Source organism: Cribrihabitans pelagius (assembly GCF_048820915.1).
Taxonomy (GTDB): Bacteria; Pseudomonadota; Alphaproteobacteria; order Rhodobacterales; family Rhodobacteraceae; genus Cribrihabitans_A; species Cribrihabitans_A pelagius.
Window position 1 is genome coordinate 193,739 of sequence record NZ_JBMERR010000006.1, and the last position, 13,372, is coordinate 207,110.

Annotated in this window: 13 protein-coding genes and 1 pseudogene; 2 read left to right on the forward strand and 12 right to left on the reverse strand. The window is 66.5% G+C overall.

What is annotated here, in order from left to right:
• Positions 1 to 9: 9 nt before the first annotated feature.
• Genes lpdA through ACOHX0_RS07615 form a run of 4 tightly spaced genes read right to left on the reverse strand, consistent with a single transcriptional unit; the run spans position 10 to position 4,916 of the window.
• A complete protein-coding gene (lpdA, locus tag ACOHX0_RS07600) occupies positions 10 to 1,368 on the reverse strand; it encodes a dihydrolipoyl dehydrogenase (protein ID WP_420676081.1) in 1,359 nt (452 codons plus the stop codon).
• Positions 1,369 to 2,661, reverse strand: coding sequence for a dihydrolipoamide acetyltransferase family protein (locus tag ACOHX0_RS07605; RefSeq protein ID WP_420676082.1), 1,293 nt, complete (start codon positions 2,659 to 2,661; stop codon positions 1,369 to 1,371).
• Positions 2,662 to 2,665: 4 nt separating this feature from the next.
• Positions 2,666 to 3,679 (reverse strand): alpha-ketoacid dehydrogenase subunit beta, encoded by a 1,014-nt coding sequence (locus ACOHX0_RS07610; RefSeq protein ID WP_420676083.1) that lies wholly within the window; start codon positions 3,677 to 3,679, stop codon positions 2,666 to 2,668.
• 1 nt (position 3,680) lies between these two features.
• Entirely contained in the window at positions 3,681 to 4,916 is a 1,236-nt protein-coding gene (locus ACOHX0_RS07615; protein ID WP_420676084.1) for a 3-methyl-2-oxobutanoate dehydrogenase (2-methylpropanoyl-transferring) subunit alpha, read from the reverse strand.
• Positions 4,917 to 5,086: 170 nt separating this feature from the next.
• On the opposite strand from ACOHX0_RS07615, the gene ACOHX0_RS07620 reads away from it, so the two are divergent.
• Positions 5,087 to 5,551 (forward strand): Lrp/AsnC family transcriptional regulator, encoded by a 465-nt coding sequence (locus ACOHX0_RS07620; RefSeq protein ID WP_420676085.1) that lies wholly within the window; start codon positions 5,087 to 5,089, stop codon positions 5,549 to 5,551.
• A gap of 39 nt (positions 5,552 to 5,590) precedes the next feature.
• On the opposite strand, the gene ACOHX0_RS07625 is transcribed toward ACOHX0_RS07620, so the two are convergent.
• The 8 genes from ACOHX0_RS07625 to cofG all read right to left on the reverse strand — a co-directional run bounded on the left by ACOHX0_RS07625 (position 5,591) and on the right by cofG (position 12,960).
• Positions 5,591 to 6,223 carry a TetR family transcriptional regulator C-terminal domain-containing protein gene (locus ACOHX0_RS07625; protein ID WP_420676086.1) on the reverse strand — a complete coding sequence of 211 codons (633 nt, stop codon included), beginning with the start codon at positions 6,221 to 6,223 and terminating at the stop codon, positions 5,591 to 5,593.
• A 231-nt stretch (positions 6,224 to 6,454) separates the two neighbouring features.
• Positions 6,455 to 7,456 (reverse strand): TIGR03842 family LLM class F420-dependent oxidoreductase, encoded by a 1,002-nt coding sequence (locus tag ACOHX0_RS07630; RefSeq protein WP_420676087.1) that lies wholly within the window; start codon positions 7,454 to 7,456, stop codon positions 6,455 to 6,457.
• A 25-nt stretch (positions 7,457 to 7,481) separates the two neighbouring features.
• Entirely contained in the window at positions 7,482 to 8,150 is a 669-nt protein-coding gene (npdG, locus tag ACOHX0_RS07635) for an NADPH-dependent F420 reductase (RefSeq protein ID WP_420676088.1), read from the reverse strand.
• The gene (gene cofE, locus ACOHX0_RS07640; RefSeq protein WP_420676089.1) at positions 8,147 to 8,920 is read right to left on the reverse strand and encodes a coenzyme F420-0:L-glutamate ligase; all 774 of its coding nucleotides are present in this window, start codon (positions 8,918 to 8,920) and stop codon (positions 8,147 to 8,149) included. Before cofE ends, npdG begins: the two co-directional genes overlap by 4 nt.
• Complete coding sequence (cofC, locus tag ACOHX0_RS07645; protein WP_420676090.1) at positions 8,917 to 9,588, reverse strand: 2-phospho-L-lactate guanylyltransferase; 672 nt, start codon at positions 9,586 to 9,588, stop codon at positions 8,917 to 8,919. The genes cofE and cofC overlap by 4 nt, the downstream gene beginning before the upstream one ends.
• Positions 9,585 to 10,550: a 2-phospho-L-lactate transferase gene (gene cofD, locus ACOHX0_RS07650; protein WP_420676091.1), complete on the reverse strand. Its 966-nt coding sequence runs from the start codon at positions 10,548 to 10,550 to the stop codon at positions 9,585 to 9,587. The genes cofC and cofD overlap by 4 nt, the downstream gene beginning before the upstream one ends.
• Positions 10,547 to 11,821 carry a 5-amino-6-(D-ribitylamino)uracil--L-tyrosine 4-hydroxyphenyl transferase CofH gene (gene cofH, locus ACOHX0_RS07655; RefSeq protein WP_420676092.1) on the reverse strand — a complete coding sequence of 425 codons (1,275 nt, stop codon included), beginning with the start codon at positions 11,819 to 11,821 and terminating at the stop codon, positions 10,547 to 10,549. The genes cofD and cofH overlap by 4 nt, the downstream gene beginning before the upstream one ends.
• Positions 11,818 to 12,960 carry a 7,8-didemethyl-8-hydroxy-5-deazariboflavin synthase CofG gene (cofG, locus tag ACOHX0_RS07660; RefSeq protein ID WP_420676093.1) on the reverse strand — a complete coding sequence of 381 codons (1,143 nt, stop codon included), beginning with the start codon at positions 12,958 to 12,960 and terminating at the stop codon, positions 11,818 to 11,820. Before cofG ends, cofH begins: the two co-directional genes overlap by 4 nt.
• A gap of 240 nt (positions 12,961 to 13,200) precedes the next feature.
• Between cofG and ACOHX0_RS07665 the strand changes: the two are divergent.
• Positions 13,201 to 13,372: pseudogene (locus tag ACOHX0_RS07665) on the forward strand (Re/Si-specific NAD(P)(+) transhydrogenase subunit alpha); the annotation flags it as partial.

Below are 13,372 nucleotides of genomic sequence, written 5' to 3' on the forward strand. Positions count from 1 at the left end.
CGCGCGCTCTCAGATGTGCAGCGCGTGGCCAAGCGCGCGCAGGCAGGCCTCCTGCAGGGCCTCCGACTGGGTCGGGTGGGCGTGGATGGTGGCGCCGAGATCCTCCAGGCAGGCGCCCATCTCGATGGCGAGCGAAAACGCCGCCGACAGTTCCGAGACGCCGGAGCCGACTGCCTGCACCCCCAAGACCGCGTGATCGCTCTCGCGCCAGACCACGCGCAGGAAACCGTCCTCGCGCTCCATTGTCATCGCGCGGCCGTTGGCGGCGAGCGGGAAGTCGGTGCTGCGGCTGCCCTCGATCTCGCCGGGCAGGGCGCCGCAGGTGACGATCTCCGGGTCGGTGAAGCAGACCGCGGGGATGGCGCGCTTGTCCCATTCCACCGCGTGGCCCGCGGCGTGTTCGGCCACCATCTCGCCCTGGGCCATGGCGCGGTGCGCCAGCATCGGCTCGCCGGTGACATCACCTATGGCGTAGATGCCGCGCATCGAGGTTTGGCAGGTCTTGTCGACGCGGATGTAGGGACCGTTCAGGGTCAGCGCCAGTTCGTCCACGCCGATGCCCGCGGTGCGGGGCCGGCGGCCTGCGGTGACCAGCACCTTCTCGGACGCCACGCTGCCCTGGCTGGTGGCAAGCTGGCCGTCCGCATGGCCTTCGGCCCTGGTGCCGGTCAGCACGGTGACGCCCAGGGCCTCCAGCCGCTTGGCAACCGGCCGGGTCAGCGCCGCATCATAAAGCGGCAGGATGCGGTCCTCTGCCTCGACCACGGTGACCTTGGCGCCGAGCTTGGCAAAGGCAGTGCCCAGCTCCAGCCCGATGTAGCCCGCGCCTACCACAGCGAGGCTTTCCGGCACCGCCTCCAGCGCCAGTGCCTCGGTTGAGGACAGGATATCGCCGCCGAAGGGCAGGGAGGGCAACTCGACCGGCGCGGAGCCGGAGGCGATTACGATGCGTTCGGCGCGGATCTGGGTGGTTTCATCGCCGCGTTTCACCGCCACGGTCTTGCCATCGAGGAAGCGCGCGCGGCCCTCAACCACGCGCACGCCCGCCTTGCGCATCAGTCCGGTCACGCCGCCGGTCAGCCGCTTAACGATGCCGTCCTTCCAGGCCATAGTGCGGCTGAGGTCGATTTCGGGCTTGCCCGCGGAGATCCCCAGCGGCCCTTCGGCCGCGTGGGCCATCTTGTGGAACTCATCCGCGGCGTGAATCAGCGCCTTCGACGGAATGCAGCCCACGTTCAGGCAGGTGCCGCCGGGGTTGGCCTCGTCCACCACGATGGTGTCGACCCCCAGCTGGCCGGCCCGGATGGCGCAGACATAGCCGCCGGGGCCCGCGCCGATGATCAGCAATTTGCATTTCAGATCAGTCATTCAGCCCTCGACAAACAGCATGGCCGGATTTTCCAGCAGGGATTTCAGTTTCTGCACAAAGACCGCCGCGTCCCAGCCGTCGATCACCCGGTGATCGAAGGAGCAGGAGATGTTCATCATCTTGCGCGGCCGGAATTGCTGGCCGTCCCAGACCGGGCGGATCTGCATCTTGTTGACGCCGACAATCGCCACCTCGGGGTGGTTGATGATCGGCGTGGTGGCAATCGCGCCAAGGGGGCCAAGCGAGGTGATGGTAATGGTGCCGCCGGTGAGCTCCTCGCGCTTGATGGTGCCTTCGCGGGCGGCATCCGCCAGCCGGGCCAGCTCGCCTGCGTTGTCCCACAGGCTGTTGGCTTCGGCATGGTGCAGCACCGGCACGTTGAGGCCCTGCGGGGTCTGCGTCGCCACCCCGATATGGACACCGCCGTGGCGGTGGATCACGCCTTCCTCGTCATCGTAGCGCGCATTCAGGCCCGGCTGCTCGCGCACCGCCTCGACGATGGCGCGCATCAGGAAGGGCAGGAGGGTCAGCTTGGGGCGGCTGCCCTCGTGCTTCTTGTTGAGCGCGGCGCGAAGGTCTTCCAGCGCGCCCATCTCCACCTCCTCGACGATGGTGATATGCGGGATATTGCGTTTCGACAGCGCCATCTTCTCGGCGATCTTGCGGCGCATGCCGATGACGCGCTGTTCCTCGACGCCGGTGTTGCGGCCGCGGGTGACGCTGCCCTGGCGGATGCCGCCGGATTCGATCCAGTTGTCGAGATCCTCGTGGCTGATGCGGCCGCCGGGCCCGGTGCCGGGCACATGGCGCAGGTCGACGCCTTCGGAGCGCGCCCGGGCCCGCACCGAGGGCGCGGCCAGCGGCTTGCTGCCTTCGGGGCGCGGCAGGCGGCGGCCGGCTTTCTTTGCGGCCGGGGCCGGGGCCGGGGCGGCGGCGGGCTCAGCGGTTTCCTCCGGCTTTGCATCCGCGCCGTCCTCCGGGGCGGGCTGCGGCGCCGGGGCGCTGTCCTCGGACTCGCCCGGAACTGATCCGGGGGCTTCGTTGCCCTCGCCCTCGATCTCGATGCGGATCAGAACCGAGCCGATCGCCATCATCTGGCCGATCTCGCCGCCCAGCTCCAGCACCTTGCCGGAGACCGAGGAGGGCACCTCCACCGCAGCCTTGTCGGTCATCACCGCCGCCAGGATGTCATCCTCGCGCACGATGTCGCCGGGCTTCACGTGCCATTCGGTCAGCTCTGCCTCGGCAATGCCTTCCCCCACATCGGGAAGACGCATGGCATAAACACCCATGTGCTCAGCCCTCCATCACTTTTTTCAATGCCTCGCCGACGCGCCCGGGGCCGGGGAAATACTCCCACTCCTGCGCGTGCGGATACGGCGTGTCCCAGCCGGTGACACGGATCACCGGTGCTTCCAGGCTGTAAAAGCAGTTTTCCTGCACCAGGCTCATCAGCTCGGCGCCGAAGCCCGAGGTGCGGGTGGCCTCATGCACGATCACGCAGCGGCCGGTCTTCTCCACCGAGGCGGTGATCGCGTCGAGGTCGAGCGGCAGGAGGCTGCGCAGGTCGATGATCTCGGCATCGACGCCGGTCGCTTCGGCCGCGGCCTCGGCGACATAGACCATGGTGCCATAGGCCAGCACGGTCACGTCGCTGCCCTCGCGGGTGATGCTGGCCTTGCCGAGCGGCACCACCTCCGCGCCTTCGGGCACCTCGCCCTTGGGGTGGTTTTTCCAGCTGGTGACCGGGCGGTCGTGGTAGCCGTCGAAGGGCCCGTTATAAAGCCGCTTGGGCTCCAGGAAAATCACCGGGTCCGGGTCCTCGATGGCGGCGAGCAGCAGCCCCTTGGCGTCGCGCGGGTTGGAGGGCACGACCACCTTCAAGCCAGAGACATGCGTGAACAGTGCCTCGGGGCTCTGACTGTGGGTCTGGCCGCCGAAGATGCCGCCGCCGGTGGGCATGCGGATCACCAGCGGGCAGGTGAAATCGGCGTTGGAGCGGTGCCGCAGCCGCGCCGCCTCGGAGACGATCTGGTCGAAGGCCGGATAAACGTAATCGGCAAACTGCATCTCGATCACCGGCTTCAGCCCGTAGGCGGCCATGCCGATGGCGGTGCCGACGATGCCGGATTCGTTGATCGGCGCATCGAAACAGCGCGATTTGCCGTATTTCTGCTGGAGGCCCGCGGTGCAGCGGAATACGCCGCCGAAGAACCCCACATCCTCGCCAAAGACGACGACGCGGTCATCCGCCGCCATTGCGACATCGTGGGCCTCGCGAATGGCCTCGATCATGGTCATGCTGGGCATCTCAGTACCCCGCCTCTTGCCGCTGCCGGATCAGATGCGGCGGCATCGTTTCATAAACGCCTTCGAACATGTCGCGCGGGCTGGGAGTCTTGCCGCCGCCCAGCGTGCCGATGGCCTCTGCTTGCTTTTGGGTGGCGATGACCCCGTCCAGGATTTCCGCCTCGGCCTGGGTGTGGCGGTCCTCGCTCCACTCGCCAATGGTGACGAGATGCTTCTTTAGCCGCTCGATCGGATCGCCCAGCGGCCAGGCCGCGGCCTCGCGCCTGGAACGGTAAGCGGAGGGGTCGTCGCTGGTGGAATGGCCGCCCGCGCGGTAGGTCACATGCTCGATCAGGGTCGGGCCAAACCCGCGCCGTGCCCGCTCGCTTGCCCATTTCGCCACCGCATGCACCGCGAGGTAGTCGTTGCCGTCCACCCGGATCGAGGCGATTCCGAAGCCGTGGCCGCGTGCGGCAAAGGTGCCGACGCCGCCGCGGGCGATGCCCTGGAAGGTGGAGATCGCCCACTGGTTGTTGACGATGTTCAGCACCACCGGCGCCGAGTAGGTAGAGGCAAACACCATGGCGGCGTGAAAATCGCTTTCGGCAGTGGAACCGTCACCGATCCAGCCGGCGGCGATCTTGGTATCGCCTGAGATCGCCGACGCCATCGCCCAGCCCACCGACTGCACGAACTGGGTGCCGAGGTTGCCGGAGATCGAGAAGAAGCCGTGTTCCTTCGAGGAATACATGATCGGCAGCTGGCGGCCGTGCAGCGGGTCGTCGGCGTTGGAATAGATCTGGTTCATCATGGTGAGCATCGGATAACCGCCCGCAATGAGCAGCCCGGCCTGGCGGTAGGTCGGGAAGTTCATGTCGCCCGGCTTCAGCGCGCGCTGGAAAGCGCAGGCCACGGCTTCTTCGCCCAGGTGCTGCATGTAGAAGCTGGTCTTGCCCTGGCGTTGCGCGTTCATCATCCGCGCATCGAAGGTGCGCAGGGTCAGCATGTGGCGCAGGCCCTCGCGCAGCTCCTCCGCGCTCAGCGCGCCGGCCCAGTCGCCCACCGCCTCGCCGTCCTTGTTCAGCACCCGGACGATGGAGAAGGCCATGTCGCGGATGGTGTCGGGGTCGGCGTCGACCGGCGGGCGTTTGACGGCGCCGGCGCGCGGGATCTCGAAATCGGAGAAATCCGGTGTGTCGCCCGGGCGGCAGCCCGGTTCCGGCACATTCAGCGATAGCGGCGGGAAGTCATCACTCATGCAAAACCTCTTGATCCTGGGCGGCCACCCTTGCGCGCGCGGGTAACCACCGTCTGCGCGCGGGGCGGCGCCGATGCTACCAGCATAGCTAACTCGCATGGTTGAAAAATCACGAAGATGCGGGTAGCTGCGCGATTGACGGATGAAAAAGACCCGAAAAGGCGGATTTTGTGGTGGTTTTCGCTACGGATGCAATCGACCGTGAGATACTTCGTGCCCTCCGCGAGGACGGGCGGATTCCGCTGGTGCAGCTGGCGGCGCGCGTCGGCCTGTCGCAGACCCCCTGCAAGCGGCGCCTGCAGCGGCTGGAGGAAAGCGGGCTGATCGCGGGCTACATCGCCCGCATCGACCGCAAGGCGGCGGGCTTCGGCATCACCGCCTTCGTCTCGGTCGAGCTGGAGCGCCAGGACGCGGAGGAGATCGCCAGCTTCCAGCAGAAGATCGCCCGCTTCGAGGAGGTGGTGACCGGCACACTGATGACCGGGGCGCAGGATTTCCTGCTGGAAATCGTGGTGGAGAGCCTGGAAGAATTCGAGACATTCCTGCAAACCAAGCTCCTGCGGATTTCCGGCATCCGCGCGGTGCGCTCGCGCTTTGCCCTGCGCAAGTTCATCGACCGGGCGCGCATCCCCTGAGAGGAGGCCCCGTGCAGCCCGGCGCGCGGCGGGGCCGGGTCAGTCCGGCTTCACCGCGAGCAGCTTTTTGTACATCTCCAGCAGGAACAGCTCGGCCTCGGCGTAGCGGTCGGCGGCCTTGCCGGGCGCGATTTCCTCGATCTGGACGTCGAAATCGGCGTAATGCTGCGTTGTAGCCCAGATCGAGAACAGCAAATGGTGCGCATCGACCGTGGCAATCCGGCCCTCGCGCATCCAGTCCTCCAGCACCATGATCTTGGCGTTGAACAGCTCCTTCAGCGGGCCGAAGATCTCGCTGCGGGAATGCGGCAGGCCGCTCAGCACCTCGTTGGCGAAGAATTTGCTTTCCTTGGGGAAATTGCGCGAGATTTCCAGCTTGCGGCGGATGTACTGGCAGATTTCGTCGATCGGGTCGCCATGCGGGCTGAGCATGTTCAGGGGCGCCATCCACAGTTGCAAGGTGCGCGACATGAGCTCGCGGCGGATCGCGTCCTTGCTTTCGAAATAGTAGAGCAGATTGGGCGTGGTGAGCCCCGCGGTCTTGGCGATCAGGTTGATCGACGCACCGGAAGAGCCGTGCTGCGCAAAGACCTCCAGCGCCGCCGCCAGGATCTGTTCCGTCTTTTTCCGCTGGATCCGGGTCTTCGGCTTCTCAGCTGCCATGCGCGCCATGTAAAATCCGCCAGTTACTTATAATGATGCCTAATCTGGCGCCCTCTTGACACAAGTCAAAGCCCGGTGCCAGCGGCCGCAGAGTGCGGTCCGGTTCAAATCAATGTCCGGCAGACGCCACCGGCGCCGCGGAAAAGGAGCGGGCAGCAGATGCCGCCCGCCAAAGGGCGCTGTCCGCGGGGAGACCGGCACGGACAGCGCAAATGTTTCCCGGCGTGCGCCCGGTCCGGCTCAGCGGAAGGCCGGGATGATCTTCTCGCCGTAGTCGGCGATGATCTTCTCCTCGTCGCCGCTGTCGAGATAGATGTTGAACTGGGTGGTGCCGGCGTCAGCCAGATCGCGGATCTTGGCGATATGCTCATCCGGCGTGCCCAGCACGCAGAAGCTCTTGACGATGTCTTCGGTGATGAAGTCCAGATAGGGGTTATCGCTCTGGCCGTGCTTGGAGTAGTCGTAGCCTTTGCGGTTCTTGATGTAGTCGGTCAGGCTGGTGGGGACGTGGTCACCGTCGGTGCCGTATTTCTCCACAATATCAGCGACATGGTTGCCGACCATGGCGGGGAACCATTTGGTCTTCTCGATGCCTTCCTCGATCGGGCCGGTATGCGCCGGAGCGGCGGCCATCACGCGGTAGTTCGACATGTCGCGGCCTTCGGCTTCACCGCCGGCCTTAGCCTGATCCGCCAGCCATTTGATGATCTTGGGCTCGGCGATCTGCAGGACCACGCCGTCACCGACCTTGCCGGCCGAGGCCAGGGCCTTGGGACCATAGGCGCCGATCCAGACCGGCAGCTCGTAGCCGTTGGCCCAGGGGAATTTCACCGGCTCGGGGCATTCGCCATACTGGACTTCCTCACCGCGGATCAGATCCTTGACCACATGGGTGAATTCTTCCATCCGTTTGATGGTGGAAGGCTTCTTGCCCATCACGCGCACGGCGCTGTCGCCGCGGCCGAGGCCGATGTCGAAGCGGCCGCCGGACTGTTTCGCCAGCGAGCCGAACAGCGACGCCGCCACCGACCACTCGCGCGAGTTCGGGTTGGTCACCAGCGGGCCGAAGCGCATCTTGGTGGTGTGCTCCATGCACATCGCCATCGCGACGAAGCTTTCGCGCCACAGGATGTGACTGTCGTAGAACCAGCAGTAGGTGAAGCCTGCGTTCTCGGCCTGGCGGACCAGCGCGCGGGCGCGTTCGGGCTCAACGAAGCCCTTGAAGCAAATACCGAATTCCATTTGTCGTTTTCTCCCTGTTGGAATTTTAGTGTTCGGGCGGGCAGATGCGGATACCCGCGTGGGTAAAGGGCACTGCCTTGGAAATGTTCAGGCGGATCAGGATCGGGGTGATCGCCTCGATGCAGCGGGCGGCCTCGGCGTCGCCGGCGTTGTAGGCCTCGACGTCCAGCGCGCGGACCAGCTCGATCACCTTCTTGCGGGCAGGCAGGCTGTTGCCGCAGACCAGGATGTCGCAGTTGATCGGCCAGTCGAGGTTGTTGAGCGTGGTGGCCGAGACGTTGTGCAGCGCGCCGATCACCGGGATCTCGTCGCCCAGCAGCGCCTGTGCGGCCTCGGTCGCAGAGCCTTCGGGCGGCATGTCCACCTTCTTGGGGTCGCCTTCTTTCAGCGGCACCACGATGTCGACCAGGATCTTGCCCGCGAGCGCCGGCTTCAGCGCCTCCAGCGTGGCGTTATGAGCGGAAAACGGCACCGCGAGGATCACCATTTCGTCTGCCGCGGCGGTGGCGGTCTCGTTGTCGACGCCGGTGATCTCGGCCGCGCCTTCGGGCAGTTTCGCCATCAGCTCGGCGGCGATGCCTGCGCTGCGCCCGCCATCGCGCGAGCCCAGTGCGACGGGGATGCCCGCGCGGGCAAAGCGCAGCGCCAGCCCCTGTCCTTGCGGCCCGGTGCCGCCAATGATCGCGATTGTCATCGGAACATGTCCTCCTGTTTTTTCCTTAGTATGTCGGCGCCGCGGCTGTCGGCGGGCTCCCAGTCGAGCCCGCGCAGCAGCACCGCCGGTGTTTTTCCGTTCTTGCGCACCACCAGGCCCGTGGCGGCGGCGATCTCGTCCGCGAGCGCCGGTTCGGTCACCTGCAAGGGCCGTCCCCAGGCGTCCAGGTTGCCCTGCTCCTGAATGGTGGCGGGAACCTTGCTCAGCCCGATGGCCACGTTGATCTGGCCCAGCCGCCACGGGCGGCCGAAGGTGTCGGTCATCACCACGCCGATCTGCGCGCCGAACCGGGCGGCCAGCGCCTCTCGCAGGCGGTTGCAGCTGGCGTCGGGATCGCGCGGCAGCACCATTGCCGCGTCCTCCTCTCCGAAGTTCGATTCATCCACGGCGGCGTTGGCGGAGATAAAGCCCAGCCGGTGTTCGCAGATCATCGTGCCGGTGTTCTGATCCGGGCGGCGGAAGGCGCGCACCACCCGGGTGCTTTCGCGCAGGACGATCTCGACCTTGCGGGGGTCCTTGTTCAGCTCTTCGGCGTATTTCAGCGCTTCATCCGAGGGCGTGACCGAGGCGAGCGGGATGATGCAGTCCTCGGCCTTGGAGAACACCTTCTGCGCGATGCACAGGATATCGCCGTCCTGCAGCCCGAGGCCCGAGGTCTTCAGGCAATCGCCCAGGATGGCGGCCAGATTGTCGCCGTTCCGGACATCCGGCACGCCGGGCACGGCGGTGAGGGTGACGGAGAGGCTCATCGCGCGCCCTCCCGCATCAGCATCTGCGGCTGCTGCGCCAGCAGGTGGCCGAGGTCCTCGACCGTGTCCACATCGGCGCGCAGGCTGTCGAGCGGCAGCATCACCGGGCAGAGCCCCGCGGCCTCGGCGGCCTGGCGGTGGGCGACGGCGGATTTCGCCCCGTAGCGGAAGCGGAAGGGGCAGGGCAGCGGCACCAGCAGCGCGTTGGTGCCCAGATCCGACGCCGGGCAGAGCACCGCCTGCCCGCCGCTGAGGTCATGGCTCAGAAGGCGCGCGAGGTCGGCAGGCTGCGGCGCGGCGAGATCGCCCGGCAGGATACACAGCGCCGTGTAGCCGCGGGCGGCGGCCCAATCCGCGGCAGTCTCCAGCGCGGCGGAGAGGCCATCGGCGCCGGACTCTGCCGGGGTTTCGCCGATCAGATGCAGTCCCAACCCGCGCGCCAGCCGGGCGATCCGCGGGCTGGAGGTCACCACGGCGAACTCCACCTTGGCCTCCGGCAGCAGCTCCATCGCGCCGCGCAGATGGGTGACGGTGGCGTTGAAGAGCGCCAGCGCCAGTGTCGCGCGGGCGCCGGCATCGAGCGCGGTGCCCAGCCGGGTCTTGGCGCGGGAGGGGTCCTTCATCGGGATCACCACCAGCCGCTTGGCCGTACCTGCCGCGGCGCTCATGCGCTTGCCTCCGCCAGCGCGGGTGCAAAGGCGAGGTCGATGATCTCCCGCGCCAGCCGCGCCTTGTCCTCGCGCGTCTTCATCAGGATTTCGCTGCACGCGGGGATCAGTCCTTCGGCGCGGATTTCATCCGCAAGCCCGGCATCGGCGTGGTCGATCATCAGCGTCTCCGCCAGCCCGCGGTAGCGTTCGGCCACCCCGGCGGCGTCCGAGCGCAGGCCAAGTGCTGCCATCATGCGATCGGCAGGCCCCTTGACCACCTTGCCCGCGATGAAGGGGCTGACCGCGATCTTGGGCGCGTCAGAAGCCTTCAGCGCCGCGGACATGCACGGCACGCCCAGCACCGGCGCGATGCTGACCAGCGGGTTGGAGGGCGCGATCACGATCAGATCCGCCTGCTGCAGCGCGGCCAGTGCCTCGGGCGCGGGGCGCGCCTGCTCCAGCCCGTCAAAGGCCAGCTCGCGCACCTCCGGCGCGCAGCGTTCGCGCACGAAATACTCCTGAAAACTCAGCCAGCCCGCATCGGTGCGCACCCGTGTCTGCACACGGTCGTCCGTGGGCAGCAGGATCTCCGCTTCGATGCCGAATGCGCGCGCCACGTCGCGGGCGATCTCGCTCGGCCGGTCGCCCTTGAGCCGGCGCATGGTGCGGTAGATATGCAGGCCGAAGTCGCGGTCGCCCAGCGACATCCAGGTGTCGGCGCCCAGCTTGTTCAGCGTCTCCAGCGCCCGGTGGCCCTCATCCGCCACGCCCCAGCCCTGGTTGCGGTCGATCACATCGGCGAGGCTGTAGGTCAGCGTGTCGATATCGGGGGAGACCCAGAGGCCGTGGAATTCGTCATCGTCGGCCACATTGCCGATCACCGACAGCGCCACATCCGGCAGCGCCGCCAGGCCTTCCGCCATCTTGGCACCGCCGACGCCGCCCGCCAGCAGGGTCACCTTGTGCTTCTGCGCGCTCATTCCGCCGCCTCCAGCGTGGTGCCGCGTTCCGGGAACATCTGCAGGAATTCCAGCGGGTTGCGGCCCTGACGGTCGACCAGCGGCGCCAGCTCCTCGGGGTCGTGATCGTCGTAGACGTCGCGGATTTCGTAGATCGTGTTGCGGCGCGCGGGTACCCGGCCCGCGGCGCGGATGATCTCGGCCAGCTCGCGCGCGGTGATCTCCTGCCCGTGAGCCGATCCGGCCGCGCGGGAGATGCTTTCGTTCATCAGCGTGCCGCCCAGGTCGTTCACGCCGCGCGACAGCATCTGCTGCGCCCGGGCCGCGCCCAGCTTGGTCCAGCTCACCTGGATATTGTCGATCCAGCCGTGCAGCATGATGCGCGCCACCGCATGCATCAGGTCCACCTCCAGCGCGGTGGGGCCGGGGCGCACCTTGTCGGGGTTCTGCGACCACAAGGGCGATTCCGTGTGCACGAAGGAGAGCGGCACCAGCTCGGTAAAGCCGCCGGTGTCCTTCTGGATGTCGCGCAAGAGCCGAATATGCGCGGCCCAATGCTCGGGCGCGTCGATATGGCCGTACATGATGGTGGCGGTCGTCGGGATGCCGACTTCATGCGCGGCGCGGATGATCTCCACCCATTTCTCGGCGCTCAGCTTGTTCTTGGTGAGCTGCATCCGCACTTCGGTATCGAGGATCTCCGCCGCGGTGCCGGGCATAGAGCCGAGGCCCGCCTCCTTCAGATCGGCGAGGAAGTCGTGGTAGGACATCTTGGTCTTCGATGCGCCATACCAGATCTCAAACGGAGAGAATGCGTGGATGTGCATGTCCGGCAGCGCCGCCTTGATGGCGCGGACGATGTCCCGGTAATAGGTGCCTTCCATCTTGGGGTGCAGCCCGCCCTGAATGCAGACCTCGGTCGCACCGCGGTCCCAGGCCTGCTGCGCGCGCTCGACGATCTGTTCAGGCTCCAGCCACTCGGCGTCCTTGTCCTCGCTGCGCTTGGCAAAACCGCAGAAACGGCAACCCATGTAGCAGATGTTGGTGAAGTTGATGTTACGGTTCACCACAAAGGTCACCTGGTCGCCATTGGCGCGGCGGCGCAGTTCGTCGGCCACGGCATAGACTGCCTCGGCATCAGCACCGGTGGTGCGGAACAGCTCGACGCCCTCGGCCTCGGAGACCTCGCCGCCTTCCAATGCCATTTCGAGGATGGCCCGGACGGGGGCGGCAGCGGCACCCACGGCAGCCGGGACCGTTGCGAATTTCTCGGCAGGTTGCTGAAGGGTCATGCTGTCTCTCCGATGTGGCGCTGATCGCGGGCGAGGCCGTTTTCCTGGGCCATGCCGGCCGCACGGGCCAGCACGCCGGGGTTGATGAAGCCGCTGTCCCCGGTCAGGTAGCGGGGGTAGACGGTGAGCCGCTCGCGCAGCTCGAACCCGGCCCCGGTGCAGGAGCTGGCGAGCGCCCGGATTTCCGGCCATTCGTGCTGCGGGTTGATGAAGTCTATGGTCACGGGCGAGATGCCGCCCCAGTCGTTGATGCCCGCTTCCAGGTAGGCGATGTGGCGGGCGCTGAGGTTCGGCGGCGCCTGCAGGCTGATTTCAGGCGCGAGGATGATCCGCGCCGCCGCGATGGTGCGCAGCATGTCCTCCAGTGCCGGTTCCGGGTGGTTCGCCATCTCGATGTCGGGCTTGCGCTGGAAGTTCTGGATGATCACTTCCTGGATGTGGCCGTAGCGGGCGTGGGCGTCGTTGATCGCGTGCAGCGCCTCGATCCGCTCGGCAAATGTCTCGCCGATGCCGATCAGCAGGCCGGTGGTGAAGGGCACCTGCTTCTGGCCCGCGCGCTCCAGCGTGCGCAGCCGCTGCAGCGGCACCTTGTCGGGGCAGGCATAATGCGGCTGGCCCTTGCGGGTCAGGCGGCGGCTCACGGTTTCCAGCATCATCCCCATCGAGGCGGAGACCGGGCGCAGCACGTCGATCTCGTCATCGGTGAGGGTGCCCGCGTTCACATGCGGCAGCAGGCTGGTCTCTGTCAGCACCAGCTCGCACATGTCGCGCAGGTAATCGGTGAGGCGGGAGTAGCCGAGGTGTTCCAGACCTTTACGGGCCTTCTCGTAACGCAGCTCCGGCTTCTCGCCGAGGCTGAACAGCAGCTCCTTGCAGCCCTCGCGTTCACCCTTCTGTGCCGTGGCCAGAACCTGCTCCGGCGTCATGATATTGGCCTCCGGCGAATCCGGATGCTTGACGAAGGTGCAGTAGCCGCAGGTGTCGCGGCACATGTTGGTCAGAGGCACGAAGGCCTTGCGCGAATAGGTGACCGTGCGGCCCCACTGGGCGTCGCGGATGCCGGCGGCGCGCTGCATCAGGGCGCGCAAATCACCGGTCTCCGCCCAGGCGGTGCCTGTGCTGAGCGATTGGGTGTTCATGGATTCCTCCCTGTCCTCCTCAGACTGTGAAGGAGGGCCTCTTCTGTCAAATATTTTTTTAGCTACAGGTCAAAAAAAATAGCGTGAAGGCCGTGAACGCTTACCTAGAATGCTGTTTTTAAACTGCTAAAAATCTAGTCCGACAAAATTATTGACTACTAAGTAAAACACTCGAATACTTTCCCTCAATCGACGCGGCCCGTCCTTCAGGGCGTGCTAGCGCAAAGGGAGGACATCAGAGTGCTTATTGGAACGCCACGGGAACTGGCGGCTGGAGAGGCGCGCGTTGCGATGACGCCGGACTCGGCGCGGCAGCTGCAGAAGCTGGGGTATACTTGCGCGATCGAGAGCGGGGCGGGGGCTGGGGCGGGGTTTTCCGATGCCGCTTACGAGGCCGCGGGCGTGGAGGTTG

Coding starts and splice junctions, on each gene's coding strand:
- cofD (WP_420676091.1), bottom strand. CDS start 10,550: ATGAGCGCGCAGAAGCACAAGGTGACCCTGCTGGCGGGCGGCGTCGGC.
- cofE (WP_420676089.1), bottom strand. CDS start 8,920: ATGAGCCTCTCCGTCACCCTCACCGCCGTGCCCGGCGTGCCGGATGTC.
- cofC (WP_420676090.1), bottom strand. CDS start 9,588: ATGAGCGCCGCGGCAGGTACGGCCAAGCGGCTGGTGGTGATCCCGATG.
- ACOHX0_RS07615 (WP_420676084.1), bottom strand. CDS start 4,916: ATGAGTGATGACTTCCCGCCGCTATCGCTGAATGTGCCGGAACCGGGC.
- lpdA (WP_420676081.1), bottom strand. CDS start 1,368: ATGACTGATCTGAAATGCAAATTGCTGATCATCGGCGCGGGCCCCGGC.
- cofH (WP_420676092.1), bottom strand. CDS start 11,821: ATGACCCTTCAGCAACCTGCCGAGAAATTCGCAACGGTCCCGGCTGCC.
- cofG (WP_420676093.1), bottom strand. CDS start 12,960: ATGAACACCCAATCGCTCAGCACAGGCACCGCCTGGGCGGAGACCGGT.
- ACOHX0_RS07630 (WP_420676087.1), bottom strand. CDS start 7,456: ATGGAATTCGGTATTTGCTTCAAGGGCTTCGTTGAGCCCGAACGCGCC.
- ACOHX0_RS07610 (WP_420676083.1), bottom strand. CDS start 3,679: ATGCCCAGCATGACCATGATCGAGGCCATTCGCGAGGCCCACGATGTC.
- npdG (WP_420676088.1), bottom strand. CDS start 8,150: ATGACAATCGCGATCATTGGCGGCACCGGGCCGCAAGGACAGGGGCTG.
- ACOHX0_RS07605 (WP_420676082.1), bottom strand. CDS start 2,661: ATGGGTGTTTATGCCATGCGTCTTCCCGATGTGGGGGAAGGCATTGCC.
- ACOHX0_RS07625 (WP_420676086.1), bottom strand. CDS start 6,223: ATGGCGCGCATGGCAGCTGAGAAGCCGAAGACCCGGATCCAGCGGAAA.